At 72.1% G+C, this 25,871-nt stretch carries 25 protein-coding genes; 8 read left to right on the top strand and 17 right to left on the bottom strand.

The genetic code is table 11. The annotated features are described in order from the left end of the window. Positions 1-128 precede the first annotated feature (128 nt). On the top strand, positions 129-1,400 hold the full coding sequence (locus IQ210_RS06205; RefSeq protein ID WP_194077825.1) for a geranylgeranyl reductase family protein: 1,272 nt from the start codon (positions 129-131) through the stop codon (positions 1,398-1,400). A 393-nt stretch (positions 1,401-1,793) separates the two neighbouring features. On the opposite strand, the gene IQ210_RS06200 is transcribed toward IQ210_RS06205, so the two are convergent. Then, positions 1,794-2,249, bottom strand: coding sequence for a nitroreductase family deazaflavin-dependent oxidoreductase (locus IQ210_RS06200; RefSeq protein WP_194077824.1), 456 nt, complete (start codon positions 2,247-2,249; stop codon positions 1,794-1,796). Between the two features lie 169 nt (positions 2,250-2,418). Between IQ210_RS06200 and IQ210_RS06195 the strand changes: the two genes are divergently transcribed. After that, positions 2,419-3,129: a TetR/AcrR family transcriptional regulator gene (locus IQ210_RS06195; protein WP_194077823.1), complete on the top strand. Its 711-nt coding sequence runs from the start codon at positions 2,419-2,421 to the stop codon at positions 3,127-3,129. A gap of 22 nt (positions 3,130-3,151) precedes the next feature. On the opposite strand, the gene IQ210_RS06190 is transcribed toward IQ210_RS06195, so the two are convergent. Both IQ210_RS06190 and IQ210_RS06185 read right to left on the bottom strand, forming a co-directional pair. Further along, complete coding sequence (locus IQ210_RS06190; RefSeq protein WP_194077822.1) at positions 3,152-3,583, bottom strand: DUF4240 domain-containing protein; 432 nt, start codon at positions 3,581-3,583, stop codon at positions 3,152-3,154. 45 nt (positions 3,584-3,628) lie between these two features. Continuing rightward, positions 3,629-4,417: an AfsR/SARP family transcriptional regulator gene (locus IQ210_RS06185; RefSeq protein WP_194077821.1), complete on the bottom strand. Its 789-nt coding sequence runs from the start codon at positions 4,415-4,417 to the stop codon at positions 3,629-3,631. Positions 4,418-4,544: 127 nt separating this feature from the next. On the opposite strand from IQ210_RS06185, the gene IQ210_RS06180 reads away from it, so the two are divergent. Genes IQ210_RS06180 through IQ210_RS06170 form a run of 3 tightly spaced genes read left to right on the top strand, consistent with a single transcriptional unit; the run spans position 4,545 to position 8,664 of the window. Further along, entirely contained in the window at positions 4,545-6,710 is a 2,166-nt protein-coding gene (locus IQ210_RS06180; protein ID WP_194077820.1) for an MMPL family transporter, read from the top strand. Between the two features lie 53 nt (positions 6,711-6,763). Continuing rightward, the gene (locus tag IQ210_RS06175) at positions 6,764-8,002 is read left to right on the top strand and encodes a sensor histidine kinase (RefSeq protein WP_194077819.1); all 1,239 of its coding nucleotides are present in this window, start codon (positions 6,764-6,766) and stop codon (positions 8,000-8,002) included. Then, complete coding sequence (locus IQ210_RS06170) at positions 7,999-8,664, top strand: response regulator (protein ID WP_194077818.1); 666 nt, start codon at positions 7,999-8,001, stop codon at positions 8,662-8,664. The genes IQ210_RS06175 and IQ210_RS06170 overlap by 4 nt, the downstream gene beginning before the upstream one ends. Here the strand turns inward: IQ210_RS06170 and IQ210_RS48445 are convergent. Further along, entirely contained in the window at positions 8,625-8,846 is a 222-nt protein-coding gene (locus IQ210_RS48445) for a DUF6332 family protein (RefSeq protein WP_407699684.1), read from the bottom strand. The two genes, IQ210_RS06170 and IQ210_RS48445, sit on opposite strands and share 40 nt — an antisense overlap. A gap of 24 nt (positions 8,847-8,870) precedes the next feature. Continuing rightward, entirely contained in the window at positions 8,871-10,358 is a 1,488-nt protein-coding gene (locus tag IQ210_RS06165; protein ID WP_194077817.1) for an MFS transporter, read from the bottom strand. 85 nt (positions 10,359-10,443) lie between these two features. Here IQ210_RS06165 and IQ210_RS06160 point away from each other — a divergent pair, with 85 nt between their 5' ends. Further along, positions 10,444-10,839: a MarR family winged helix-turn-helix transcriptional regulator gene (locus IQ210_RS06160; RefSeq protein WP_194077816.1), complete on the top strand. Its 396-nt coding sequence runs from the start codon at positions 10,444-10,446 to the stop codon at positions 10,837-10,839. Positions 10,840-10,856: 17 nt separating this feature from the next. Here IQ210_RS06160 and IQ210_RS06155 read toward each other — a convergent pair whose 3' ends face one another. Together IQ210_RS06155 and IQ210_RS06150 are read right to left on the bottom strand one after the other, a co-directional pair. Beyond that, positions 10,857-11,588, bottom strand: a complete 732-nt coding sequence (locus IQ210_RS06155) for a maleylpyruvate isomerase family mycothiol-dependent enzyme (RefSeq protein WP_194078196.1) — start codon at positions 11,586-11,588, stop codon at positions 10,857-10,859. A 146-nt stretch (positions 11,589-11,734) separates the two neighbouring features. Further along, positions 11,735-12,907: an MFS transporter gene (locus IQ210_RS06150; RefSeq protein WP_194077815.1), complete on the bottom strand. Its 1,173-nt coding sequence runs from the start codon at positions 12,905-12,907 to the stop codon at positions 11,735-11,737. Between the two features lie 232 nt (positions 12,908-13,139). Between IQ210_RS06150 and IQ210_RS06145 the strand changes: the two genes are divergently transcribed. Next, positions 13,140-13,931 (top strand): class I SAM-dependent methyltransferase, encoded by a 792-nt coding sequence (locus tag IQ210_RS06145; protein WP_194077814.1) that lies wholly within the window; start codon positions 13,140-13,142, stop codon positions 13,929-13,931. A gap of 28 nt (positions 13,932-13,959) precedes the next feature. On the opposite strand, the gene IQ210_RS06140 is transcribed toward IQ210_RS06145, so the two are convergent. The 6 genes from IQ210_RS06140 to IQ210_RS06115 form a co-directional block, all read right to left on the bottom strand. Beyond that, on the bottom strand, positions 13,960-14,373 hold the full coding sequence (locus IQ210_RS06140) for a VOC family protein (RefSeq protein WP_194077813.1): 414 nt from the start codon (positions 14,371-14,373) through the stop codon (positions 13,960-13,962). After that, the gene (locus IQ210_RS06135; protein ID WP_194077812.1) at positions 14,370-14,954 is read right to left on the bottom strand and encodes a dihydrofolate reductase family protein; all 585 of its coding nucleotides are present in this window, start codon (positions 14,952-14,954) and stop codon (positions 14,370-14,372) included. Before IQ210_RS06135 ends, IQ210_RS06140 begins: the two co-directional genes overlap by 4 nt. A 73-nt stretch (positions 14,955-15,027) precedes the next feature. Continuing rightward, positions 15,028-16,191 (bottom strand): oxygenase MpaB family protein, encoded by a 1,164-nt coding sequence (locus tag IQ210_RS06130; RefSeq protein WP_194077811.1) that lies wholly within the window; start codon positions 16,189-16,191, stop codon positions 15,028-15,030. A gap of 41 nt (positions 16,192-16,232) precedes the next feature. Then, positions 16,233-17,288, bottom strand: a complete 1,056-nt coding sequence (locus IQ210_RS06125) for a polyprenyl synthetase family protein (RefSeq protein ID WP_194077810.1) — start codon at positions 17,286-17,288, stop codon at positions 16,233-16,235. Beyond that, on the bottom strand, positions 17,278-17,553 hold the full coding sequence (locus IQ210_RS06120; protein ID WP_194077809.1) for a polyprenyl synthetase: 276 nt from the start codon (positions 17,551-17,553) through the stop codon (positions 17,278-17,280). Before IQ210_RS06120 ends, IQ210_RS06125 begins: the two co-directional genes overlap by 11 nt. Before the next feature lie 124 nt (positions 17,554-17,677). Then, entirely contained in the window at positions 17,678-18,448 is a 771-nt protein-coding gene (locus IQ210_RS06115; RefSeq protein WP_194077808.1) for an AraC family transcriptional regulator, read from the bottom strand. A gap of 88 nt (positions 18,449-18,536) precedes the next feature. Between IQ210_RS06115 and IQ210_RS06110 the strand changes: the two genes are divergently transcribed. Next, on the top strand, positions 18,537-19,340 hold the full coding sequence (locus tag IQ210_RS06110; protein WP_407699683.1) for a sulfite exporter TauE/SafE family protein: 804 nt from the start codon (positions 18,537-18,539) through the stop codon (positions 19,338-19,340). Positions 19,341-19,379: 39 nt separating this feature from the next. On the opposite strand, the gene IQ210_RS06105 is transcribed toward IQ210_RS06110, so the two are convergent. From IQ210_RS06105 to IQ210_RS48180, 4 genes are all read right to left on the bottom strand, one after another. Further along, the gene (locus IQ210_RS06105) at positions 19,380-20,468 is read right to left on the bottom strand and encodes an ABC transporter ATP-binding protein (protein ID WP_194078195.1); all 1,089 of its coding nucleotides are present in this window, start codon (positions 20,466-20,468) and stop codon (positions 19,380-19,382) included. 243 nt (positions 20,469-20,711) lie between these two features. Then, positions 20,712-21,569: a molybdate ABC transporter permease subunit gene (gene modB, locus IQ210_RS06100; protein ID WP_194077806.1), complete on the bottom strand. Its 858-nt coding sequence runs from the start codon at positions 21,567-21,569 to the stop codon at positions 20,712-20,714. Beyond that, a complete protein-coding gene (gene modA, locus IQ210_RS06095; RefSeq protein ID WP_194078194.1) occupies positions 21,566-22,357 on the bottom strand; it encodes a molybdate ABC transporter substrate-binding protein in 792 nt (263 codons plus the stop codon). The genes modB and modA overlap by 4 nt, the downstream gene beginning before the upstream one ends. Positions 22,358-22,577: 220 nt before the next feature. Continuing rightward, positions 22,578-25,778, bottom strand: a complete 3,201-nt coding sequence (locus IQ210_RS48180) for a CHAT domain-containing protein (protein WP_194077805.1) — start codon at positions 25,776-25,778, stop codon at positions 22,578-22,580. Between the last annotated feature and the right edge of the window lie 93 nt (positions 25,779-25,871).

Below are 25,871 nucleotides of genomic sequence, written 5' to 3'. Positions count from 1 at the left end.
ACGCTCCTTGTAGGTGCGACGTTGTACGTGTGGGTACGGAGATCCTCCCACAGTGGCCTGCGGCGATGGCGGTCGTAGGATGCACAAGGCAGCAGCGGCAAGCGGCTTGATCGGAGCAGTAGACCATCGTGACCAGCGAGAACTCTTCGGCGGACGACGCGCGGCAGGTGTGGGACGTCGTCGTGGTGGGCGCGGGACCCGCGGGGGCCTCGGCCGCCTATGCGGCGGCTGTCGCCGGGCGGCGTGTGCTGTTGCTGGAGAAGGCGGAGCTGCCCCGCTACAAGACGTGCGGCGGCGGCATCATCGGACCCTCCCGTGACTCCCTGCCGCCGGGCTTCGAGCTGCCCTTCCGGGATCGGGTGCATGCGGTGACGTTCTCGCACAACGGCCGCTTCACCCGCACCCGCCGCTCCAAGCAGATGCTGTTCGGGCTGATCAACCGGCCCGAGTTCGACCATCAGCTCGTCGAGCACGCGCAGAAGGCGGGCGCCGAGCTGCGTACGGGCGTCACCGTCCAGCGGGTCGAGCAGCACGGCTCGGCGGTGCCCGACCGGCGCACGGTCGCGGTCGTCCTCCAGGGCGGTGAGACGCTGCTGGCGCACGCGGTGGTCGGCGCGGACGGCAGCGCCAGCCGCATAGGAGCACATGTCGGGGTGAAGCTCGACCAGGTCGACCTCGGGCTCGAGGCCGAGATCCCGGTGCCGGAGACCGTCGCGGAGGACTGGCAGGGGCGGGTGCTCATCGACTGGGGGCCGATGCCGGGCAGTTACGGCTGGGTGTTCCCCAAGGGCGACACGCTGACGGTCGGCGTCATCTCCGCACGCGGTGAAGGCGCCGCCACCAAGCGGTACTTGGAGGACTTCATCGCCCGGCTCGGGCTCGCCGGCTTCGAACCGAGCATCTCCTCCGGGCACTTGACCCGCTGCCGTGCCGACGACTCCCCGCTGTCGCGTGGGCGGGTGCTCGTCTGCGGCGACGCGGCGGGGCTCCTTGAGCCGTGGACCCGCGAGGGGATCTCGTTCGCGTTGCGGTCTGGGCGGCTCGCGGGGGAGTGGGCGGTGCGGATCGCCGAGGCCCATGACGCCGTGGACACCCGGCGCCAGGCCCTGAACTACGCCTTCGCGATCAAGGCGGGGCTGGGCGTGGAGATGAGCGTCGGCAAGCGGCTGCTGCTGGCGTTCGAGCGCCGGCCGGGGCTGTTCCATGCGGCGCTGACGGGGTTCCGCCCGGCTTGGCGGGCGTTCATGGAGATCACCCGCGGGTCGACGTCGTTGGGGGAGATCGTGCGGGGGCGTCCTATGGCACAGCGGGCGTTGGCGGCGTTGGACCGGCGGGTGGGGCTTGCGGGCGCTGCTGAGCCTGCTCCGGCTGCTCCGGCGGACGGTGGGGCGGGCTCCTGACGTACGGGGGCCGTCGGTGGAGTGGGGTGCTGGCCGGTGAGGCGGGCGTCTGCCGGTGACGCGTGGCGTCGGTGGTGAGTAGGACGTCAGCGGCCCTGTGGGGCGTCAGCGGTGAAGCGGCACGTCGGCCTGTCCTGCGTGCCGGCTGGCTTTGGCGGGTGGCGTCAGCCTCTGGAGGCGGCGTCGGTCGCGGAACGTGACGCCGGGGCGTGGGGTGAGCGGCGTCAGCCTGTGGTGGGCGGCGTCGGTGGCTGAGTGTGGCGTCGGTCGTGGGGCGCGGCGTCGGCCTGTGGGGGTGTCGGCGGCGGCTGAGTGCGGCGTCGGCCGTGGTGTGTGGCGTCAGCTTGTGGGGGCGTCGGCGGCTGAGCACGGCGTCGGTCGTGGGGCGCGGCGTCAGCTCGCGAACGTGATGCGGAAGACCGGGTGGTCCGGGGCGATGCGGCGCAGGTCGGTGTCGGGGGAGTCGGGGCCGACGCCGTTGAAGAAGACGCCGACCTCTGCCTTCCAGCGCTTGAGGTAGGCGCGCAGCAGCGGGACCTTGTCGTCGTCGGCGACCTCCGTCGCGGTGAACGCGTCCACCTTCTTGCCCAGGTGCAGCTCGCCGCCGCCGGCCGCCCGCATGTTGTGCGTCCACTGGACGTGACCGCGCGGGGCGACGAGGTACTGCTGTCCGTCGACGGTCAGCAGGTTCACGGGGGTGGTCCGCCACTCGCCGCTCTTGCGACCGCGCACGGCGAGGACCCTGGAGCCCCAGACGCTGAGGCCGCGGCGGGTCAGCCAGGCCACGACGCGGTTGAAGACGTTCACGGTGAACCAGCCGGGCTTCTTGACGTGCGTGGACGCGGACATGGGGTCCCCCAGGGGTTTGTGTGGAGCACTGCTCTCTTTTGCGAGCGGTGCTCTCGCTTGGTCTTCAGTCTGCACCGGATCGGTGCTCCAAAGCAAGAGCAGTGCTCTCTTTTTGTATCGGCGCTCTCGTTTGTGTGCACTGCTCTCGTTTCATGGGAGACTGGCCCTCATGAGCCCCGCAGACGACAGCACCCCCCGCGGCGCCCGAGCGCGCGCCCGTATCGAAGTCACCGCGGCCATCAAGGACGAGGCGCGCAGACAGCTCGCGGTCGACGGCGCCGCCAAGCTCTCGCTGCGGGCCGTGGCGCGTGAACTCGGCATGGTCTCCTCCGCGCTCTACCGCTACTTCCCCAGCCGTGACGACCTGCTCACCGCACTCATCATCGACGCCTACAACTCCCTCGGCGAGAGCGCGGAGGCGGCGCACCGGAAGACGGCCGGCGCCGCGCCCGCACAGCGCTGGGTGGCGGTCTGTGAGGCGGTGCGCGGCTGGGCGCTGGGGAATCCGCACGAGTACGCGCTGATCTACGGTTCCCCGGTCCCCGGGTACAGCGCCCCCGAGGCGACCGTCCCGGCCGCCTCCCGCGTCGGGCTCCTCCTCATCGGCATCACGCGTGAGGCGTACCAGGGCCGCGGCCTCGCCAAGCCCAGGCTGCCCGCCGAACTGCGCCCCGAGGCCGAGCGCATGACCGCCGACCTTGCTCCCGACCTCCCACCGGAGACGGTCACCACGCTCGTGGCGGCCTGGGCCCAGCTGTACGGGCTGATCGGGTTCGAGCTCTTCGGACAGTTCAAACGGGTGGTGGAGGACCGGGCGACGTTCTTCCGGCACGCGGTCGGTCAACTCGCCCATGGGGTGGGCCTGGTGCACGGCGAGTAGGGACGCCCGGTGGCCCTGCCGTTCATGCAGCTGCCCAACCCTCCGCGTTGGAGCCGGTCTCATAGCTGTAGCGCGTCTCGCGCTGCCATTCCTCGCCCGTGAGGTGCAGGTATGCCCGGTCCGGCACGTAGAGCAGGCTCTCGGCCCAGACGAGACCGGCGGCGTAGGGGGCGAAGTTCGACGGGTCGTGGAGGACGGCCTCGTGGGCGGCGCGACCAGCGGCCACGACCGCGGCGCGGGTGTAGAGGAAGGGGTCGCCCGACAGGTCGCCGCAGTACTCCTCGCGGTCCAGTCGGTAAAGAGCCCACGACAGTTGCTCGGCGAAGCCGGTGACCACGGTGATCGGGCCGTCGGACAGGCGGGCCGTCAGGGTGGCGGCCAGTTGCTCGGCGTCGGGGTCAGGGGTCTGCGGGGTGCACTCCGCGATGAGTTCCCAGAAGGTGTTCTCGTTCATGGGCCAGAGCATGGCGGACGGCAGTGACAGTCGTGGGCCGGCACCTCAGGCCACCGGAACCGGGGGTGACGGCAGCAGTTCCGCGTCCTGGCGCAGGACTCGGGTGTGCAGGGAGCGCAGTGCCGGTCCCGGGTCCGCGCCCAGCGCTGTCGCCAGGCGTCGGCGTGCGGCCTCGTACGTGGTGAGGGCGTCGGTCGGGCGGCCGAGCCGGCACAGGGCGAGCATGAGGAGTTCGACGAGGCGCTCGCGGAGGGGGTGGGCGGCGACGAGCCGGACGAGTTCGTGGACGTGCTCGAAGGAGCGGCCGAGGGTGATCTCGCCCTCCAGGCGCGCTTCGAGGACCGTGAGCCGTTTCTCCGCCCAGCGCAGGCGTTCCGCCGCGAGGTAGGGCGCCCGCAGGCCCTCCGCGAAGTCGCCGCGCCACAACTCCTCGGCCTCCGAGGCCAGTTCGACGGCGCGGCGCACGTCACCGGCGTCCCGCGCCGTGAGCGCCGCGTCCACCAGTTGCCGGCGCTCCGCCAGGTCGTCGACGGCGGCGCCGGTCAGCCGGTAACCGGCGCCCGTCCACGACAGCTCCACCCCGTCCCCGAGGGCGCGGCGCAGCCCGGAGACGTACTTCTGCACCAGGTTGCGGACATGAGCCGGCGGTGCGTCGCCCCACACGGCCTCGACCAGACCCTCGTACGACAGCGTCCGCCCGTCCTGGAGGAGGAGCACGGCGAGGATCGCGCGCTGCTTCGGCGGGCCGAGCGGGACGTCGGCGCCGTCGCGCAACGCGCGCAGCGGGCCCAGCAGTTCGAAGCGCAGCGTCCCGTTTTCCGTCCCCTCACCCATGCGTCGAGCCTAACCCGGGCGCTGGCCCGGCAGGCCGACCAAGGCCTTCCAGCGGATCTTCCAGTGGGTCTTCCAGCGGTCCGGTGGACGGTGGGCGGGTCAACGCCCCCTCCGGAAAGGCCCCTTCATGCTCACCCGGCTCGGCCGTCTTGCCGTGCGGCGCAGTGGTGCCGTGCTGCTCGGCGCGCTCCTCGTCCTGCTCGGCCTCGCTGCCTACGGTGCCGGCGCGCAGCAGGATCTCGACCTCTCCCGCTGGAGCGCGCCCGGCACGGAGTCGGTGCGGGCGGCGGACCGGCTGCGCGCCGACTTCCGTACCGGCAACCCCAACCTCGCCCTCCTCGTGACGGCCCGCGACGGCGACGTGGACAGCCCGCGCACCGGGCGGGCCGCTCGTGAACTCGTCGCCGAGGTCGAGGAGTTGCCTGGCGTCACGGACGTCAGCTCCTACTGGGACGCCCGCAGTCCCGCCCTGCGCGGCGAGGACGGCCGCCGTGCCCTGATCCTCGCTCACCTGGCGGGCAGCGCCACCGATACACGCGAACAACTCGCCGCCCTCTCACCTGAGTTGACCCGCACCACTGCTGAACTCGACGTCCGCGTCGGGGGACAGGAGGAGATCTCCCGGCAGGTCGGCGAAGAGGCCCGCGCCGACTTCCTGCGCGCGGAGGCGTTCGCCCTGCCCCTCGTCCTGCTCCTGCTCATCCTGGTGTACCGGCGCACGGTGGCCGCCCTGCTCACGGTGGCCGTCGGTCTCCTCTCCGTCCTCGGCACGCTCGCGGGCCTGCGGCTGCTGGCGCAGTTCACCTCCGTGTCGACGTTCGCCGCGAACCTGGCGCTGGTCCTCGGCCTCGGACTCGGCGTCGACTACAGCCTGTTCGTCATCAACCGCTACCGCGAGGAGCGTGCCGCGGGGCGCGCGCAGCGGGACGCGGTCCTCGCGACGACCGTCACGGCCGGGCGCACGGTCGTCTTCAGCGGGGTCACCGTCGCGGTGTCGCTGTGCGCGCTGCTGGTGTTCCCGTTCTTCTTCCTGAGTTCGTTCGCGTACGCGGGCGTCCTCGTCGTCCTCACCGCGGTCGCCGGCGCCGTCCTCGTCCTGCCGGCCGGGCTCGCCCGCTGGGGGCACCGCGTGGAACGCCCCGCGGCCCCCGCCTCCGGCTTCTGGCACCGCGCCGCCCTCGCGGCCCTGCGCCGCCCGGTCCTCGCCGGCGCCGGGGTCCTGGCGGTCCTCCTCGTCGCCGCCGCGCCCGTGCTCGGCCTGCGCTTCGGCCTGCCGGACGAACGCACCCTGCCCGCCGGCACCTCCTCGCGCACCACGTCCGAGATCGTCCACCGCGAGTTCGCCGGCGAACCCACGGACACCATCCAGGTGGTCCTCACCGAACGCACCGCACCCGCCGACACGCGCGCGTACGCCGCCCGGCTCTCCCGCGTCCCGGGCGTCTTCCAGGTCGACGCGCCCGAGGGCGCCTACCGGGACGGCCGACGCACCGGCGCTCCGGGCCAGGACCGGCTCACGGCCGCCGACGGACGCGCGCGCCTGGCCGTCGTACCGACACAGCAGGCCATGTACGGGGACGTGCCCGCGTTCGTCGAACGGGTCCGGGACACCGAAGCTCCAGCCCCCGCACTCGTCGGCGGCTACCCGGGCGAGACCACCGACTTCCGCGCCACGCTCCTCGACCGGCTGCCGTTCGCGGTGGGCATCGTGCTGGTGGCGACGTACGTGATCCTCTTCCTGATGACCGGCAGCGTGCTGCTGCCGCTGAAGGCGACCGTGCTGAACCTGCTGAGCCTGTCGGTGATGTTCGGCTGCCTGGTGTGGGTCTTCCAGGACGGGCACCTGTCCGGGCTCCTCGGTTTCACCCCGACCGGCTCGATCGAGCCGAGCATCCCGGTGCTGATGTTCTGTGTGGCGTACGGGCTGTCGATGGACTACGAGGTGTTCCTGCTGGCCCGCATCAAGGAGGAGCACGAGCGGACCGGCGACACCGTGCGCGCGGTGGGCGAGGGCATCCGGCGCAGCGCGCCGCTGATCACCGCCGCGGCAGGAATCCTCGCGCTGTCCTTCCTGTCGTACGCCACCGGCGGCGTCGTCTTCCTGAAGGAACTCGGCGTCGGCACGGCCCTCACCGTCCTCGTCGACGCCACCCTCATCCGGGTGGTGCTGCTGCCGGTGACGATGCGGCTCGCCGGGCGCGCGAACTGGTGGGCACCGAGGTGGCTGCGCGGGCTGCGGATCAGGGAGCGCGCGGCCGGGGACGGCGACGTACTTCGGGGGGAGTACGTGTGATCACCTCGCCCGGCTGACGCCCCGCGCGCGTGGTGGCGTCTAGCGTGGCGGACATGGACGAGCAGCGCGTACGCGGCGGCGGCCTGCCCCAGTGGTGGCGGCACGGGCCGCCCTGGTGGAACCGCTGGGGCGAGGAGGGCACCACCTCCCGGTGGCCCTGGCCCTCCACCCTGCTGATCACGGCCTTCGTGCTCGGCGGGTCACGCTTCGCGGCCGAGCAGCAGGTGCCCGAGCGGGCCTCGCTCGACACCTTCGCGCGCGTGCTGCTCGTGGTGGCGGCCGGGCTGCTGCTGTGGCGGCACCGGTACCCGGTGGTCGTCGTTTTCGGCACGGCGGCCGCGACCATGCTCTATCTCGGTGCCGGATACCCGTACGGACCCGTCTTCCTGGCCGTCGCGGTGGCCTGCTTCAGCGCCATCGTCGCCGGACACCGTACGGCCGCCTGGACCGCGCTCGGCGGGCTTTGGGCCGGGCATGTGCTGGTGGCTCACTGGCTCTACCAGTGGCTGCCGCCGTCCGGGGACCAGGCCGCTTCCTGGGGGTCGGAGGGTGTGGTCGCGGCCTGGGCCGTCGCGATCGTGGCGGTGGCGGAGCTGGCCCGGACCCGGCGGGAGCAGTGGGTGCGGGAGCGGGCCGAACGGGCGCAGGCCGCGCGGCGGCGGGCCGACGAGGAGCGGCTGCGGATCGCGCGCGAACTGCACGACGTCCTCGCCCACAGCATCTCCGTGATCAACGTGCAGGCCGGTGTCGGTCTCGCCCTCCTCGACAGCGACCCCGAGCAGGCCCGCACGGCGCTCACCACGATCAAGGCCGCCAGCAAGGAGGCCCTCGGCGAGGTCCGCCAGGTCCTCGACACCCTGCGCACGCCCGGAGACGCGCCCCGCGCGCCCGCCCCCGGCCTCGACCGCCTCCCCGAGCTGGTGGAGCAGGCCGCGAGCGCGGGCCTGACCGTGACGGTCGAGGGGACGGCACCCAAGCTGCCGCCCGGCACGGACCTCGCCGCGTTCCGCATCGTCCAGGAGGCCCTCACCAATGTCGTACGGCACTCGGGATCGCGGCACGCACGCGTGCACGTCGATTCCGGCGACGGTACGACGCTACGGCTGCGTATCGACGACGACGGTCCCGCGACCGGCGCCGACGCGGGCGGCAGCGGCAACGGGCTGGCCGGAATGCGGGAGCGGGCCGCCGCGCTGGGTGGCACGATCGAGGCGGGACCGCGGCCCGACGGGGGCTTCCGGGTGCTCGCCGTACTGCCGTTGACGACCAAGGCCAAGGAGGACGACCGGTGATCCGCGTACTGCTCGCCGACGACCAGTCACTCGTACGGGCCGGATTCCGCGCGCTGCTCGACGCGCAGCCGGACATCGAGGTGGCCGGGGAGGCGTCGGACGGCGAGGAGGCGCTGCGGATGGTCCGTGAACTCCGCCCCGACGTCGTCCTGATGGACATCCGCATGCCGGTGCTCGACGGCCTCGCGGCGACCCGCGCGATCACCGGCGACGGTGACCTGCCGGACGTGAAGGTGGTCATGCTGACGACCTTCGAGCTCGACGAGTACGTCTTCGAGGCGATCCGTTCGGGTGCCTCCGGCTTCCTGGTCAAGGACACGGAGCCGGAGGAACTCCTGCGCGCCGTACGGGCGGTGGTCGAGGGCGACGCGCTGCTGTCGCCGGGGGTGACGCGGCGGCTGATCGCCGAGTTCGCGGCCCGCTCCAAGGAACCCGCGGCCGAGGGCGCCCTGGCGGGGCTCACGGAGCGGGAGCGGGAGGTGATGGCCCTGGTCGGCATCGGGCTGTCCAACGAGGAGATCGCCCGGCGTCTGGTGGTCAGCCCGCTCACCGCGAAGACCCACGTCAGCCGGACGATGGTGAAGCTGGGGGCCCGCGACCGGGCCCAACTCGTGGTGCTGGCCTACGAGTCGGGGTTGGTGCGACCGGGCTGGCTGGGCTGAGCGTCGTCCTGACGGAACCGGACCAGCACGCTGATGACCCGGGCCACGAACAACACGGGGGCGATCCCGAGCCCGACGCAGCTCGAAGAGCAACGGCGGTTTCGCCCAGGAGTGCGCCCGGCGGAGCAAGCAGGCTCCGCCGGGCGCACTCCGAAAAGGCGGCCAGCACTCAGAAAGGGCATGGCCAGCGTGTCGAAAACGTACGGCTAGTCGCGTACGGCGACGCGGTCCGGCTCCTCCTGGGACGTGGACTTGGCGACCACCACGGACGGCTGGCGCGGGCGTCGGACGCGTAGGCCCGTGAGGGAGATCAGCAGGCCCGCGACCGCGATGCCGGTGACCACGACCAGGCCGGGCAGATAGCCGTCGAGGATCTCCTGCCTCGACGCGGCCGGGTCCTGCGGGGCGTTGGCCGTCAGCACCGCCGTCACCACGGCCAGGAACAGCGCGCCGCCCACCTGCACCGAGGTGTTGAGCAGCCCCGACACCATGCCCTGCTCGTGTTCGTCGACGCCGTTCGTGGCCTGGACGTTGAGGGACGGGAAGGTCAGTGCGAAGGCCGCGCCGACGAGCAGCATGGTCGGCAGGATCACGGACGCGTAGACCGGGTCGAGGTCGATGCGCAGGAACAGCAGATAGCCGACGACCATCAGTGCGAAGCCGAGCACGATCAGCCGCGGGGTGCCGAAGCGGTCGATGACGGTGCCCACCTTCGTCGCGGAGAGCGCCACGAGCGCGCCCGCCGGCAGGAAGGCCAGGGCGGTGTGCAGTGCCGACCAGCCGAGCAGTTGCTGCATGTACAGCGTGACCAGGAACTGGAAGCCGATGTAGCTGCCGAGGAACGTCAACGCACCCAGCTGGGCCCGGACTTGGGGACCGGAGCGCAGGACGCCGAGCCGGATGAGCGGGCTCGGGCTGCGCCGTTCCACGGCCACGAAGGCGGTGAGGAGGGCGGCAACTGCCAGGAAGGAAAGGATGGTTCGGGCGGAGCCCCAGCCGACTTCGGCGGCCTGGACGACGGTGAACACCAGCAGCAGCATCGAGGCGGTGCCGAGAACGGCGCCCGGGATGTCGTAGCCACCGCTGTTCTTCTCGCGCTCGGTGCGCGGCAGCAGCTTCAGGCCGACGACGAGGGCGACGAGCGCGACGGGGGCGGGCAGCAGCATCGTGTACCGCCAACTGGCCTCCGTCAGCAGGCCGGAGAAGACCAGGCCCATCGAGTATCCGGTGGCGCCGCAGGTGGTGTAGATGGACAGGGCGCGGTTGCGCAGCGGGCCCTCGGCGAAGGTCGTGGTGATGATGGACAGGCCGGCGGGCGCGGTGAACGCGGCGCTCAGGCCCTTGACGAACCGGCTGGCGATCAGCAGCGGTCCGGAGTCGACGAGCCCGCCGAGCAGCGAGGCGATCGCGAAGACGGCGAGGGCGACCAGGAAGACCTGGCGGCGGCCCAGCAGGTCGGCGGCGCGTCCGCCGAGGAGCAGCAGACCGCCGTAGCCCAGGATGTAGCCGCTGACGATCCATTGCAGGGTCGAGGTGGACAGGCCGAGGTCGGCACCGATGGACGGCAGGGCGACGCCGACCATCGACACGTCCAGTGCGTCCAGGAACATCGCGGCGCAGAGCACCAGCAGGGTGCCCCACAGCCGGGGGGTCCAGCGTCCTTCGGACGCGGGGGTGGTGAGCGGAGAGGTCATGCCGAAGACACTACATGCGCATGCATCGAATGCAAGCGCATTTAATTACGGTGCAATAATTCTCGTTCTCTGCTACGGTGCGCCCATGGCGGCGAAGAAGGCCGAGCAGGCACTCGTGGAACAGTGGCGGGACATCCTGGCGCTGCATGCGCGCACCCAATGCGAACTCGACCGCGCGCTCCACCAACACGGCCTGTGCGCCAGCGACTTCGAGGTCCTCGACGTGCTCGCCGACGGGCGTGCGAAGGGCGACGCCTGCTTCTACCGCGTCCAGGAGATCTCCGACCGCATCCATCTCAGCCAGAGCGCGCTGTCCCGGCTGATCGCCCGCCTGGAGAAGGACGGGCTCGTCGAGCGCGGCATGTGTCCCGAGGACCGGCGCGGCGTCCGGGTGGGCCTCACGGACAAGGGGCGCACGCTGCACGGCGAGGTACTGCCCGTGCAGCGTGCGGTGTTGACCCGGATGCTGAACTCAGGCTGAGCCGGGGCGACTTCGCATCACACGGCCGAGTTCGACCGCCACAGCTCGGCGAGCGCCCGGTCGCCGGTCACGCTCGGGAACGGCACGCGGTTCCACAGCGACAGGTACAACTGGGCCGCGGGCCCGCTGATTTCACACTCCGCGTCCCCCGTCTCGCCCCGCTCGGCAGCGGGCGGCTCCTGCGTCAGGCGTACGGTCCACACGGCGTCGTCCGCGTCCGTCGCCCGCACCCGCAGCACGCGCGGCTCCTCGCTGCGCACCCGGCTCTTGGGGCGGGCGTGGAAGCCGCGCAGCAGTTCGTCGACGCCGTCGGCGGCGAACCGCGGGTCCAGGTCGCTCGGGGTGCCACCGCGGGCGGCCTCCGCGTCGAACCGGTGCACGCTCGCCTCGTGCGCCTGCCTGCGGGCCCAGAACGCGAGGGGCGACGGGGCGGGCAGGAAGTGCCAGCACTCCAGGTCGGGGGCGGCGGAGGTGAGGGTGCGGACGAGGTTCGCGTGGCCCTCCCGGAACCAGGCCACAAGCTCGGCGCCGTCGAGGACGGGCGGGTCGTCGAAGGGGCGGCGGGACGGGTGCCCCTCGGCGACGTAGCCGGTGGCCCAGCGGTGCACCGCGCCGGTGTGCCGTACCAGGTCCCGCACCTGCCACTCCGGGCAGGTGGGCACCTTGGCGTCGGTGCCGGCCCGCTCCGCGGCGTCGGCGAGCAGGCGGCCCTCCCGGTCGAGGATCCGGATGAACTCGGCAGTGTCCAAAGGGGCGTCCAGGGGTGTGTCCGAGGAGGTGTCCATGGAGGTGTCCATGGGGTGAGTCTGACGTATCGAGTGCGCTCGAAAGGCGGGGGTTCGAGAAGCGGGCGCGGTGATCGTCGGCGGATCGGCGGACGTGGCCGATCACCTGCTCAGCGTTGCGTCGCGCGGTGCGTGAGGAGGGCGATGACGGCTGCCGTCGCGGCCAGCGCGGCGACGCTGGTGAGGGCGAGAGGCAGGGAGAACCAGTCGGCCATGAAACCGATGGCGGGAGGCCCGAGGAGCATGCCGCCGTAGCCGAGGGTGGAGGCGATCGCCACCCCGTCGGGCCCGGCGAGTGTGCCGGCGCGTTCGATGGCGACCGGGAAGAGGTTGGCCAGTCCGAGCCCGGTGATCACGAAGCCGAGGAGCACGATCCACAGGGCCGGGGCGAGGGCGCCGAGCAGCATGCCGATCGCGGCGGTGGTTCCGCCCGCCACGAGGGTGCGGGTCTGTCCGAGGCGTTCCAGCAGGCGGGTGCCGGTGAGGCGGCCGATGGTCATGGCGAGGGCGAAGCAGGAGTAGCCGGCGGCGGCCATGCCGGCGGTGACGTCCAGGTCCTGTTTGAGGTGCAGAGCGCTCCAGTCGGCCAGGGCGCCCTCGCCGTAGGCCGTGCACAGGGCGATCAGTCCGAAGGTCAGCACGAGGGGGCGGGTGCCGGCGCCCGGCCGGTGCGCTCGGGGCGATGCCTGGGGAGTGTCCCGGGGCGGTGCGGGCGGTGGGATGCGCAGGAGGACGCGGCCGGTGAAGGCGGTGACCAGGAGGCCGAGCGCGGTGAGGCCGAGCAGGTGCTGGGTCGGCGAGAGCGCACCGGCGACCAGCGCGCCCAGCCCGGCGCCGGCCATGCCGCCGAGGCTGAACGCGGCGTGGAAGCTGGGCATGATCGGACGCCGCAGGGCGTGCACCAGGTCGACCGCGGCACTGTTGAAGGCGACGTTGATCCCGCCGTACGCGCTGCCGAAGACCAGGAGCACGGCGCCCAGGGCGAGGGCGGAGTGGGTCAGGGGCGGGAGTGCCACGCTGAGGCAGAGCAGGACGGCGCAGGCGACGGTGACCTGGTGGTTTCCGTAGCGGCGGCAGAGGCGGCCGGTGAGGATCATGGTGACGACGGCGCCCGCGGAGACGCCGAGGAGGGCGAGGCCGAGGGTGGTGGCGGAGGCGTTCGTCTGTTCCTTGATCGCGGGGATACGGACGACCCACCCGGCGAAGATGAAGCCGTCGAGGGCGAAGAAGACGGTGAGGGCGGTGCGGAGGCGGCTGAGGTCGGTGGTGGAGTGGCCCGGCACGGCGTTGTGCGTTCGGGGTTTGTTTATTGGCGGCACAAAATCAGGGTAGGGGTGTGCTCGGTTGTGGGCAAGGGCGTTCGGGTGAGCGGGGTGAGGGAGACCGTCCTGGCATTGCGCCGCTGCCTTGCCGCGGGCGCAAATTTCGTTGAGCCCGCACCCTGTGATCGTGTTGGCTGGCGCACCGAACCATCAGTGGCGCAGGTGTCCGCTTGCCCGTAGCAGGGAGTTGAACGTGCAGGACAGGGAGGTCGACCCGGTTGCCCACAATCGGGCCGCCTGGGACAAGTACGTCCAAGAGGGCAGCGAGTGGTCGAGGCCGGTGAGTGCCGAGGAGGTCGAGCGGGCCCGCACGGGCGACTGGTCGGTCGTTCTCATCGGGCATGAGCCCGTCGACCGCTCCTGGCTGCCGACGGACCTGACCGGCACGGACGTGTTGTGCCTGGCCTCCGGCGGTGGTCAGCAGGGGCCGATCCTCGCCGCCGCCGGGGCGCGGGTCACCGTGTTCGACAACTCACCCCGTCAGCTCGGCCAGGACCAGATGGTGGCGGCCCGCGACGGACTCGAGCTGCGCACCGTCCTGGGCGACATGCGCGACCTCAGCGCCTTCGGCGACGCCACCTTCGACGTCGTGTTCCATCCGGTCTCCAACCTGTTCGTCCCGGAGTTGGGGGCGGTGTGGCGTGAGTGCTTCCGCGTCCTGCGACCGGGCGGAACGCTGCTCGCGGGCTTCCTCAACCCGGACGCGTACTTGTTCGACCACGAGGCGCTCGAGGAGCGGGGCGAGCTGGTCGTCGTGCACAAGCTGCCCTACAGCGATGTCACGCAGTACTCCGCCGAGGAGCGCGCGGCGAAGTTCGGTGCGGACGCCGCTCTTGAACACAGCCACACCCTCACCGACCAGATCGGCGGGCAACTCGCCGCGGGGTTCGTTCTCACCGGCTTCACGGAGGCGCCGCACCAGTCCAGCGCGTCCGCCGCATACATGTCGCACTACTTCGCGACGCGGGCGGTGAAGCCGGGCTGACCCAGCCGCGGGGCCGGCCGAGACGCGCTCACGCGAAGTCCGCCGCGGTGATGCCGTCGGGGTGTCCGGGCGGCCACTCCACCAGCTCGATCCGGTAGCCGTCCGGGTCGGTGAGCCACGAGGTCTTCGGGCCCTGCGGTCCGCCCGGATGCTGGAGGGGCTCGGGCCGCAGGCCGGCTGCGGTCAGCGTGTCCAGTGTGGTGGCGAGCGTCTCCACCTGGATCGCGAGGTGGTCGAAGCCGCTGCCGACGTCGACCGGTCCGGCGGCGGGGCGGTGGACCAGTTCCAGTGACGCCGCCGGTTCGTCCGGGAAGTTGAGGAGTACGAGGCGAGCCCCGCCGTCGAGTTCGACCCTGCCCAGTTCGGTGTAGCCCAAGGCCGTGTAGAACGCGAGCGAGCGGGCGAGGTCGGTGACGCGGTAGGAGACGAAGAGCGTCCTCACGCGGCCTCCTCGGGGCGCCGCACCCGGTAGCGGAGATGCGTGACGTCCCGGTCGTCGAGGCGTCGGACGAGGTCGAGTTCGATGTGGTCGCCGCCCAGGTGCTCGAAGAGCCGCCGACCGCCCCCGAGGAGGACCTGGACCAGGTGGATCTCCATCTCGTCCAGCTGCCCGGCGCGCAGCAGTGCCTGCGCCGCGCCCGCCCCGTGGACCATGACCGGCCGGTCCCCGGCGGCCTTGCGGGCCTGGCGGGCGCAGTCCTCGACATCGGTGACGAAACGCGCGTGGCCGGGTGGGACGTCGCCGTCCGCCACCTGGTGGGTGAGGACGAAGATCGGTACGCCGTCGTGGTGGTCGCCCTGCCAGCGGCCGGCGAGTTCAAACGTGCGTCGGCCGGAGATCACCGCGCCGGTCGCCAGCGCCTCGCGGTAGACCTGGCCGCTCGGGCCGTCGGACTCCCGGTCGTCGAGCCAGTTGAACAGCCGCCCACCGTCGCGTCCGAGCTCCTGCCCCGGCCGGTCGTCCGGGCCGGCGACATAACCGTCGAGCGACATCGACATGTACAGCCGAATCGGATTGTCCATCCTGCTCTTCCTCTCCCTCACTGCCCCGAGAGTGCGGGCCTGCCACAGGGAAGACTTCCGGTGACCGGCAAACTCATCGGCCCGACGCGCCGACCGGCGGGACCCACCGCCGGGTGCGGGGGACCGTGCCCGGGACGCCGTAGTCCTTCTTGAGGTGTTCGGGGATGGCGTAGTGCATGACCCGGCCGCGCGTCAGGGAGGACAGTTCGAGGACCGTCGTGAGGTGGCCGAGGCGGTCCAGGGCCCAGGCGCCGAGCGGGGAGCGGTCCTCGATCGACTCCAGGACGCCCAGGAGGTGGGGTACGGCCTTGACCGCGGTGTCCCACGGGGTGTGTGGCACCTCCAGCCAGTCGGCGCAGGTGTCGCCGACGAGATAGCGGATCAGCGCGGAGACGATCGGGTCGAAGAAGGTGCCGGGGACGATCTCCTCGTACAGGTCGATGAGTTGGCGGGTCAGGTGCGCGCCCTCCTCGGACGGGCCCATGTGCCGGATCATGTAGAGGTCGAGGAACTGGCGTGCGTCGTCGAGGGACTTGGGGACGGCGTCTTGGTCCACGCCGAGCATCGCTCCCACCACCCGCCACGCGTAGTAGTAGGCCTCCGCGCCTTCCTGCGACATGTGGATGCCGAGACGGTGCAGGCTGTCCAGCACGAGCAGCGAGAAGAACATCTGCCCGCCGATCATGTCCTCCTGACAGATCGGCACCCCCGACGCGTCGACGTCCCAGCGGTTCTCGCGCCTCAGATGGTGACGGATGGAGGCGTGCAGCAGTCGGACCTTCTGGGCGGCCGGGATGAAGCGGCTGCCCGCCTCGAAGGCGTCCGGCTGCATGAGATGGACGGTGAACTGGCCTGTCTCCGCCATCCGTTTGGCGGGGTACTTCAGCCCGTGCGTGGCCGACAGCAGTCTCGCCACATGCGGGACGACGTAGCAGGCGGGCATGGAGGCGAAGGACAGGGCGGTGGAGATGTGCACGTTGTTGTCGATGAAGAACAGCCGGGCCTTCTCCATCTCCGACCAGTCCACCCAGCTCGGCGGGACACGGGTGGCTTCGAGGTACTCCCGTGCGACCTCGGGCAGTCCGTCCGGCAGGGGAGCGCCGGCCGTGGAGACGTAACGCATCAGGGAGTTGAACGTGCCCACCTCGCCGCGTTCGAAGAGCGTGGCGACGGTGGCGTCCGCGAGTTCGTCCCCGGTCCGCCGCAGGGCGTCCATCGAGGCCTCGGTGCGGGTCATGGCAATGCTCCTTGTGGTCCGTGGGGTTGCCCGGGGTCGCTTCAGGACAGGCGGTCGGTCGCCGACCGCGCCAGCGCGGTCAGCGCGGCGGCGGCGTGCGGCGGGAGATTCAGCTGGTCGAGGGCGCCGAGCGACTCCTCGACCCGAGCGCCGATCATGTCCTCGATACGGTCAGGTGCCCTCAGCGCACGCATCAGTTCGCGGATGTCGTCGAGGGCTTCCGTGTTCACGCTGGGGCGGCCCAGAAGCGAGCTCAGCCGCTTCCGGTCGGCGTCGCCGGCCAGGCGCCAGGTCTCGGCCAGCAGGGCCGTGGGGCGGTGGCCCTCGACGTCGTCGGTGTTGGCCTTGCCGGTGTGCGCCGGGTCCCCGAACAGGCCGAGCAGGTCGTCCCGGAGCTGGAAGGCCTCGCCCAGGGGCAGCCCGTACGACGAGTAGCCCTCGCGCAGCCGGGTGCCGGCCCCGGCCAGGGCGCCGCCGATCAACAGGGGGTGTTCCACGGTGTACTTGGCGGTCTTGTAGCGGATCACCTTCAGCGACGCGTCGGTGTCCGGCCCGGCTCCCGTGCGCAGGATCTCCAGGCACTCACCCGCGATCAGCTCCCGGGCCATCACCGACCACAGGGGCCGGGCGCGGGCGAGATACGCGGCGGGCAGGCCGCTGGTGGCGAACAGTTGCCCCGCCAGCGCCATCAGCAGATCGCCCACCAGCATCGCCAACGACCGCGCCGCAGCCGGGGCATGCGGACGATGCCGTACGACGTCACGCAGGGCGACGTGGGCCGTGGGGCGCCCGTGCCGCAGGGGACTGTCGTCGATGAGGTCGTCATGGACGACGGCCGCGCAGTGCACCAGCTCCATGGACGCCGCCGCCCGCACCAGCGCGTCGGAGTCCGGCTGCCCCACGGCACGCCAGCCCCAGTAGCAGAAGGCCGCGCGCAGCCGCTTGCCGTGCGTCACCGCCTCCTCCAACTGCCCGGCCACCGGCCCCAGCAGAGGGTCGATCCCGGCGAACTGCTCGGCCTCCTCGGCCACGAACCGGCTCAGCACCTCGTCGACGCGGGCCTTGAACGCCGCCGGTTCCCAGCGGTCAGTCCTCACCGGCGCTCTTCCGGGCCAGGGACTGCCGGGCGAGGATCTCCAACTGGGCCGGTGGCACGGCCGCATACCGGTCCAGCACCAGGCGTCCCCGCGCGGCGAGGTCCTGCTCGGCCTGCGCGGCGAGGTCCGCCGCGGCCGAACGCCGCAGCAGGCCCCGGACCGTGCCCACGGCCGACCCCAGTGTGCTCACGGCCAGGTCGGCCAGCCCCGCCACCAGGAGTAACGCCTGCTCGTCGAGGCTTTCGCGTCCTGCTTCTCGCGTCACTTCTTCCCCACCCGCCGTACGTCCGAGCACCGGCCGCGCACCCGTGCCATCGAGCATCGCCGCACGTCGGCCGCCGGGTCGGAGGAACTCACGATCGAGTGATCAACTCGCTCGACCGTGCGGATCACCGGCCCGTCTGCCGGTACGCCGTCGGCGGCCGGCCGAGGAGTTTCCCGAACGCGGCCGTGTAGGCGGCGGGATTGTCGTAGCCCAGCAGGGCCGCGACACGGGTGACGGGCACGCCCGTCGTGAGGTGGTGCAGGGAGTGCAGGACGCACGCCCGTTGCCGCCACTCGGAGAAACTCAGGCCCGTACCGCGCCGGAACAGCCGGGCGAGGGTGCGTTCGCTGACGTTGAGGGCCGCGCACCAACGCGCGGGCGGATCATGGATGTCGGGCTTGTCGAGGAACTCCTCGCACAGGCCGCGCAGCCGGGGCTCGGACGGCAGTGGCACGTCCAGCGGGAGCGGGGCGAGGTGCCTCAACTCGTGGAGCAGGAGGGCGGCGACCGCCGCGTCGCGGCCGTGTTCGGGGTAGTACGGGTCCATCTCGACGGCTTCCAGGATCAGTTCCCGGAGCAGGGCAGAGACGTCGACGGCCTGGCAGCGGGCCGGGAACCAGGGGACGGCGGCCGGTTCGAGGTAGAGGCTGCGGGTGCTGACGCCCGTCATGGTGACCTGGTGCCTGGTCGTCGGCGGGATCAGCACGGCGCGGGCGGTGGGGATCGTCCAGCTGCCGTCCGCCGTCTCCACCCGCATGACGCCGGTCGCCGCGTACAGCACCTGGGCGCGGCGGTGCTCGTGCCACGGCAGCAGATGGTCCGCGGGGTAGTCGGTGCCGATGGCGAGCACGGCACGGTCGAGGCCGTCCACCTCGGCGACCGGGATGTTGCGCATGCCCGCAGGCTACGGGTGTCTGCTGCGCGTAGGAACCTGGCGATTCATCGATTGCCCGCCACACTTCATGATCCCTACCGTCGTGCCCGTGCTGACCATGTTCCTCACCCTCCTGTTCTTCGGCTGCCTGACCGGCGTCACGACCGTCCTCTTCGGCTTCGGCGGCGGCTTCGTCACGGTGCCCGTCGTCTACGGCGTCCTGACCGCCACCGCTCGCCCGGGCGCCGCCGCCGACGCCATGCACATCGCCGTGGCGACCTCGGCGGCGGTGATGGTCGTGAACGCCGTGGTGGCGGCCCGTGCGTCGTGGCGTCAGGGCCGGCTGCGGCGCGCGTACGTCTGGCCCCTGGCGGCGTACATCGTGCTCGGCGCCGCCGCCGGGTCTTTCGCGGCCACCCTGCTCGGCGGTACGACGCTGCGCCTGCTGTTCGCCGCCTACCTGCTGGTGACGATCGCCGACAGCGTGCTGCGCAAGGGCTTCCTCTCCGTGGCACCCGGAACAGGCCCGAAGCCGCTCGGCCCCGCCACCACCACCCTCGGCGGCACCGGAATCGGCCTCGTGGCCGCCGCCCTGGGCGTGGGCGGCAGCGTCATGACGGTGCCGCTGCTGCGCCGCAGGGGGCTGCCGATGGCCGAGGCGACCGCCCTGGCCAACCCGCTCAGCGTCCCCGTCGCCGTCACCGGCACCCTTGTCTACGCCCTCGCCCCCACCGGCACCGGACCACTCGGCTACGTCGACCTCACCGCCGGCGCCGCCCTGCTGCTGGGCTCCCTGCCCGCGATCGCGCTGACCCGCCGCCTCACCGGCCGGGTCCCGGACCGGGTCCACTCGCTCGCCTACGTCACTCTGCTCGTCGTCGTTCTGGCGGCGATGGTGTTCCTGGAACGCTGACAACTGCCGTGCGAGGGCGATGAGTTACGGGTAGCCGGCTCAGGCGGGGTAGGCGTGGGTCTGTGTCGCCTTCACCGTCGCCCAGACCTCGGCTCCCGCGTGGAGGTCGAGTTCGGCCGCGGCGACCGTGGTGAGGTCGGCGGCCAGGGGGAGTTCGCCGCCGAGGGCGACGCGGATCTGGTCTCCGTGGGTCTCCAGGCCTGACACTTCGCAGCGCCAGAAGTTACGGGCGCTCGACCCGGTGGGCCGGTCGCGGTGCAGGGTGACCGCGCTGGGCGGGAACGCGACGAAGACCGGGCCGGTCAGGTCCTCCGAGGTGGTGACCGTGGAGCCGCCGTCGACGTGGACCGTGTGCCCCTCGGCCTCACCACGGTAGAGGTTGAGGCCGACCAGGTGGGCGATGTAGTCGGTACGCGGGTGGCGGGCGATGTCGGTGGGCGTTCCCCGCTGGACGACCCGGCCCTCCTCGATGACGACGAGATGGTCCGCCAGCACCATCGCGTCCAGCGGATCGTGAGTGACGAGTACGGCGACCGCCTCGAAGTCGGCCAGGTGGTGGCGGAGTTGGGCCCTGACGTCGAGGCGGGTGCGGGCGTCGAGAGCGGCGAGCGGCTCGTCGAGCAGCAGCAGCCGGGGGTGGGTGGCCAGGGCACGGGCGAGCGCGACGCGCTGGGCCTGACCGCCGGAGAGGCGGCGGGGTTTGGCGGACGCGTGCGCGGCGAGGCCCATCCGTTCCAGCCATACGGCGGCCTGGGCGCGGGCCGCCGCCTTGCCGGCGCCGTGACAGCGGGGCCCGAAGGCCACGTTGTCGAGTGCGGTGAGGTGCGGGAAGAGCAGGTAGTCCTGGAAGACGACGCCGACCGGGCGGGACTCCGGTGGCGTACGGTCCAACTCCGCGCCGTCGAGGCGGAGATGGCCGTCGGTGAGCGGGACGAGACCGGCGAGGGCGCGCAGGGCGGTGGTCTTGCCGGCGCCGTTGGGGCCGAGGAGGGCGACGACGTCACCGGGGGCCGCGGTGAGGGCCACGTCCAGACGGAAGGAGCCGCGCTGGACGACGAGACGGGCGTCGAGACCGTCCGCCGACGGCGCGTCGACGTCGTAGCGGCTCGGCTTCTCGATGTCGGTCATGGGCGGTCGTCCAGAGGTGTCGGTCATGAGGCGGTCATCGGCATGGTCGGTCATGGGGTGGTCATCGGGCGTGGCTGGTCATGGGGCTGTCATCCGGCGCGTCCGGCCATGGGCGGTCATCCGGCACGGTCGGAACGGGGCGGCCATCAGGCACGTCCGGTCGTGAGGCGGTTTTCCGGCACGGTCGAAATGGGGCGGTCATCAGGCACGTCCGGTCGTGAGGCGGTCTTCCGGCGCGGCCGGTCATGAGGCCGTCATCCAGCGGTCGCGCAGGCCCGCGAGGACCGCGATGGAGACGGCGAGCAGCACCAGGCTGAGGGCGATGGCGGCCTCCGGGTCGTTCTGGAGGGCGAGGTAGACGGCCAGCGGCATGGTCTGGGTGCGGCCGGGGAAGTTGCCGGCGAAGGTGATCGTCGCGCCGAACTCGCCGAGCGCCCGCGCCCATGCGAGGACGGCGCCCGCCGCGATACCGGGCGCGATGAGGGGGAGCGTGACCCGGCGGAACGCGGTGAAGCGGGATGCGCCGAGCGTCGTGGCGGCCTCCTCGTAGCGCGGGTCGGCCGCCCGCAGGGTGCCTTCCACGCTGATCACGAGGAACGGCATCGCGACGAACGCCTCCGCGATCACGACGCCGGTGGTGGTGAAGGGAAGCGTGACCCCGAACCAGGAGTCCAGCCACTTCCCGACGACCCCGTTGCGGCCCAGCGCCATCAGCAGCGCCACACCCCCGACGACCGGCGGCAGCACCAGCGGCAGGGTGACCAGGGCCCGTACGAGACCACGTCCTGGGAACTCCACCCGGGCCAGCAGCCAGGCCAACGGCACCCCGATCACCAGGCTCACTGCGGTCGCCGCCGTCGCGCAGACCAGGGACAGCCGCAGCGCCTGCCACACCTCGGTGCTGGTCAGCAGGTCGGGCATGCTGTGCCAGGGCGCCCTGATCAGCAGGGCGACCAGCGGCAGGACGAGGAACGCCAGACCGATCAGCGCGGGCACGAGGAGCGGCAGCGGAGCGGCACCCCCACGACGGCGTGCGCGGCGCCGCGGACCACCGCTGAGGGTGTCCACGGTGCCGGCCTTGCCCGAGTCGGAGGACGTCACGGCTTGAGGAACCCGGCCGAGGTCAGCACTTTCTGCCCCTCGGCGGACCGCACCAGCGCGATGAACGCCTTGGCGGTGTCGGTGTTCTTCGACTCCTTCAGCAGGGTGATCGGGTAGTCGTTGATCGCGTCGGCGGACTCGGGGAACTCCACGCCCTCCACCTTGTCACCCGCGGCCTTCACATCGGTCTTGTAGACGACCGCGGCGTCGGCCTCCTTGAGCACCACCTTGTTGAGGGCGGACTTGACGTCCTCCTCGTAGGAGACCGGGGTGAGCTTCAGCTTGCTCGCCGTCAGGGCCTTCTCGGCGGCCGCGCCGCAGGGCACCGTCTTGTCGCACAGGACGACCTTCAGGTCCGAGTCGGTGAGGTCCTTGAGGGAGGCGACCTTGTCGGGGTTGCCCGGCAGGGTGGCGATCTCCAGCTGGTTGCGCACGAACGTGGCCGGCTCGCCGGCGTTGTCGCCCGCGTCCGTCACGATCTTCATGGTCTTGGGGCTGGCGGAGGCGAAGACGTCCGCCGGGGCACCGCCGGTGATGCTCGCGGCGAGCGCGTCACTGCCGCCGAAGCTGAACGTGACCTTCGTACCGGGGTGGGCCTTCTCGAACTGCTTGCCCAGCGTCTCGAAGCTCTCCTTCAGCGAGGCCGCCGCGAACACGGTGACCTCGCCGGACAGCTTGCCGGAGGCGGAGCCGGCGGAGTCGGACCCCGCGGAGGAGTCGTCGTCGGAGGACGAACAGGCGGTCAGGGCCAGCAGGGCGGCGGCGCCGGCGCCGGTCACCTGCATCATCCGACGGGTCCGACGCACGGAACGGGTCTTCACGGGTCCAACTCCCTCTGGTCCTCACGGCCACAATCGCACCGGCCCTGGCGGACCGGTCACGGTGTGCATGCGCCGATAATAGTGCCGCAGGTGCGAGGCGAAAGTCTCCTGTCGCATCGCATGAGCGGGCCAGTCTCCGTGACGGCATCGCATGTGCGTTTGTACGGGGGTACTGCGCCCTCGCCTTCTAGCCGCCGAAGTGAACGTGCGCCGCCCACCGGGACGGCCTGCCGGCGGCGTCCTCGCGGAGCTCCAGCACCGCGCGGTGCAGGGTTCTGGCCGCGTCGGCAGCGTCGGGGGACCGGGTGAGGCCCGTGTAGAAGTCGTCCGCGATGCGTCCGGCGGCGCTGTCGGCGACGGGCCAGAGCGTGCCGATGACATGGCGGTAGCCGGCGAGCTGGAAGGCGGTGGCGATGTGGATCGCCTCGTCGGCGAGGCGCTCGTCGGACTTGGCCGTCTCGCAGGCCGACAGATAGGCCAGCGTGCCGTTCGGGACGTGCACCGACGACAGCTCGACGGCGGTGAGGGGCGTCGACCCGTGGTCGTGCAGCAGCAGCCGGTCGAGGGACGGGGAGCGGGGGTCGGTCACGGCGTGACAGGCGAAGTGGGCGACGGTGTGGCCGGGCAGCTCCCGCAGGACGGCCTCCCGGGTGGCCCCAGGGCCGGACAGGACGGTCGGCTGCGGCGCCAGCTCGGTCAGCCGCTCGGCCTCGAGACGGGCGCCGGGCAGCGGACCCGCGCCGGGGGTCTTGCTCATCTCGACCACCAGGACGCTGTTCAGCGGCTGCCCAGGTGACCTGCCCAGTGGCCTGTGCGCGGACGCGCTGTGGCCGTCCTTGCGGCCCCTTTGGAGCGCGTGCACGGTCGAGGTGTACGACGACACCACGTGATCCATGACCGCGGAGACCCCGGCCGGATCGGCGGCGTCGTGCCGGCCCGCCGCATGCAGAGGCAGGGACGCGGCCACCCCGATCGGGCACCACCAAATCCTGGGCGCCGCCTCCGCCGGGAGCCGTACCGGGGACAGCAGCCCCAGCTCCGACAGGACCGGCCGGCCGATGCGGTCCCACAGCCAGGCCAGGTGACCCAGCAACTCGGCCTCGTCCGGCGACGCGCCCCCAGCGGAGCGCGGCAGCCGACGGAACGCCCGCGCCCGCTCGCGCAGTTCGACGTGGTCGCAGTCGAGGCGCAGGGCGCGGACGCCGCCGTCCGGCGTGAGCAGCAGCGCGTCGCACCGGGCCGGACCGGGGTTGACCAGGACGACCGGACCGTCCACGGGACGGCGTCGCAGGGACTCGATCGTCGGCGGGAGCAGAAAGCCCTCCAGACCGGGACGCGAGCGGATGCGGTCGAGCAACTGCTCCCACTCCAGCGCCAGTTCACGGTGGCGGCGGGCCCTTGCGCCGTGCCGGGCCCGTGGTGCTTCGTTTCCGTGCCGGGCCCGTGGTGCTGCGTTTCCGTCGCCGCGATAGAGGTCCACCCCACCCTGGTCGGAGGCGTTGAGCAGGTCCCTGAGGCGTACGAGATCGTCGGCGGCCTCCGGGTCGGCGCGGCGTACCTCGGTGAGGTCGTCGCGGCCGCTCATGCCCTCCCGCAGGAGCAGGCCCCGGGCGTGTTCCAGCAACAGAAGCGCGTGTTCGGGGCGGCCGAGGTGCAGGGCGGCGGAGGCGGCCTCGGCGGGCAGACCGGACAGCTCGCCCAGGCCGTACTCCCGGTCGGGGCGCAGCAGTTGACGCGGGGCGATCTCCGGCAGCCACCCGACGGCCTTCTCGTACGCCGCGAGGGCGGTCGCGGCCTCGGGCGGCGTGGCGGACATCGCCGTACGGCCGAGGAGGAGGTGGGCGATGACCCGGGTGCGGGGTGTGGTCGTGGCCGTCGCGAGTTCCTTGCAACACTCCTGCATCTCGTGCAGGACGTCCGGTGCGGCGGGGCGCTGGGCGAGGGCGCGTACCAGGGCCATGAGCGCTGTCGCGTGGTTCGTGGTGTCGGCCGTCGCGGCGGCGACGCCTGCGCGGGCGGCTCGGACGGCCTCGTCCAACGCTTCGGTGTCGCCGGTTAGTTCGTACAGGGTGCGGGTGGTCACGCTGAGGTTGCTGAGCCGTCCGCCGAGGTCGGGGTCGTCGCGGGTGCCCGCCACCGCGGCCCGGGCGACCTCGACCGCCTCCCGCAGGTACGGCAGATCGACAGGGCCTTCCGTGCCGGTCGTGACGGCGTCCTCGTCCCCCGGCGCGGCGAAGTACAGGCCCGTGGACAGGATGTGCAGCGCGTTGCCGAGGTCGCTGAGCCGGCCGGCCCGCTGCGGAGTGTCGTGCGGGCTCAGTCGTACGGCCTCGCGGGAGGCCTCCACGGCCGCCAGGATCGCTCGGGTCTCCCCGGTCCGCTTGAACAGCTCCTGGTGCACGGCGCTGAGGTTGCCGAGGTAACGGGCGCGGCGGGCGGGCTCGTCCGGGCCGAGCTCGGCAACGGCGTCCTGGAGGACCTGCGCCGCCTCGTGCAGGGCGTCGAGCTCCCGGGCCTCCTCGAACACCGAACGCAGGCCGATCCCGAGGCCGTTGAGGGCGGCGGGCCGGTCCGGGTGCCCGGGCGGGGCCGCCGCGACCGCCTGCCGTGCGACCGTGACCGACTCCCGCAAGGTCTCCATCGACCGGTCCAGCTGGACGAACCGGGCGTGCAGGGAGTTGGCGAGCAGGGCGAGGCAGAACGCGCGGTTCTCGTGGCCGTCCGGGCACTTCCCGACGGCCTGCCGACCGACGGCGACGGCTCCCGGCAGGTCTTCCGGGCGGCCCCGCAGCAGGGCGAGGGTGCGCAGCCCGGCGCCCAAGTCGGCCAGGATCGGACCGACTTCGGGGTCGTCGGGGTGGCGCGCGGCAAGCCGTTCCCGGTCCAGCGCGATCAGTTCGACCATGACGTGCTCGTCCTCGGTCTGCTCGAACAGCTCGTCCAGGCAGGCGACGAGCGCCTCCAGGAACAGGGTCCGCTCGGCGGGGTCGGCCGCGGCCTCCCTGGCGAGCGGGACCGCCCGCGCGAGCAGGCCGGGACGGCGCGGGCCGGTCATGAGGTGCACCATGACGTTCCGCAGGTTGTGCCGGTGCAGGGCGCGCTGCGGATCGGCTGGATCGAGGCTCCGCCGGATCAACTCGTCCACGTCGACGAGCCGTTCGACGGCCGAGACGTCCTGGGACCACTCGTACTGGAGGCGCAGGGCCGTGCTCAGATTGCCGAGGCAGGCCGGCCGGTCCGGATGCGCGGGCGACATGACGTCCAGGAGGTCCGCGAACGCGTCCTGGGCACCCGCCAGCTTCTTCAAGTTGCGCTTCTTGACGGCGCGTTGCAGCTCCCACAACGCCCGGCGCGCCAGCTGATTGTGTTTCAGGAACCCGTCGTCCACCGGCTCTCCCTGCCCTGTGAGCTGCCGTGCCCGGACGCACGCCGCCTTGCGGTGATCCCGTCTTCGGTGCACGCTGACGCGACGATCCCGGCC

The organism is Streptomyces justiciae, from assembly GCF_015163075.1.
Classification (GTDB): Bacteria; Actinomycetota; Actinomycetes; order Streptomycetales; family Streptomycetaceae; genus Streptomyces; species Streptomyces justiciae.
Note: the sequence above shows the minus strand (reverse complement) of the source record. Positions and strands in the feature narration are given on the sequence as shown.

What these genes read in the sequence shown, in the direction of transcription:
- IQ210_RS06200 (WP_194077824.1), bottom strand. Translation starts at nt 2,249, where the DNA reads ATGTCCGCGTCCACGCACGTCAAGAAGCCCGGCTGGTTCACCGTGAAC.
- IQ210_RS06195 (WP_194077823.1), top strand. Translation starts at nt 2,419, where the DNA reads ATGAGCCCCGCAGACGACAGCACCCCCCGCGGCGCCCGAGCGCGCGCC.
- IQ210_RS06190 (WP_194077822.1), bottom strand. Translation starts at nt 3,583, where the DNA reads ATGAACGAGAACACCTTCTGGGAACTCATCGCGGAGTGCACCCCGCAG.
- IQ210_RS06185 (WP_194077821.1), bottom strand. Translation starts at nt 4,417, where the DNA reads ATGGGTGAGGGGACGGAAAACGGGACGCTGCGCTTCGAACTGCTGGGC.
- IQ210_RS06180 (WP_194077820.1), top strand. Translation starts at nt 4,545, where the DNA reads ATGCTCACCCGGCTCGGCCGTCTTGCCGTGCGGCGCAGTGGTGCCGTG.
- IQ210_RS06175 (WP_194077819.1), top strand. Translation starts at nt 6,764, where the DNA reads ATGGACGAGCAGCGCGTACGCGGCGGCGGCCTGCCCCAGTGGTGGCGG.
- IQ210_RS48445 (WP_407699684.1), bottom strand. Translation starts at nt 8,846, where the DNA reads ATGCCCTTTCTGAGTGCTGGCCGCCTTTTCGGAGTGCGCCCGGCGGAG.
- IQ210_RS06165 (WP_194077817.1), bottom strand. Translation starts at nt 10,358, where the DNA reads ATGACCTCTCCGCTCACCACCCCCGCGTCCGAAGGACGCTGGACCCCC.
- IQ210_RS06160 (WP_194077816.1), top strand. Translation starts at nt 10,444, where the DNA reads ATGGCGGCGAAGAAGGCCGAGCAGGCACTCGTGGAACAGTGGCGGGAC.
- IQ210_RS06135 (WP_194077812.1), bottom strand. Translation starts at nt 14,954, where the DNA reads ATGGACAATCCGATTCGGCTGTACATGTCGATGTCGCTCGACGGTTAT.
- IQ210_RS06130 (WP_194077811.1), bottom strand. Translation starts at nt 16,191, where the DNA reads ATGACCCGCACCGAGGCCTCGATGGACGCCCTGCGGCGGACCGGGGAC.
- IQ210_RS06115 (WP_194077808.1), bottom strand. Translation starts at nt 18,448, where the DNA reads ATGCGCAACATCCCGGTCGCCGAGGTGGACGGCCTCGACCGTGCCGTG.
- IQ210_RS06105 (WP_194078195.1), bottom strand. Translation starts at nt 20,468, where the DNA reads ATGACCGACATCGAGAAGCCGAGCCGCTACGACGTCGACGCGCCGTCG.
- modA (WP_194078194.1), bottom strand. Translation starts at nt 22,357, where the DNA reads ATGATGCAGGTGACCGGCGCCGGCGCCGCCGCCCTGCTGGCCCTGACC.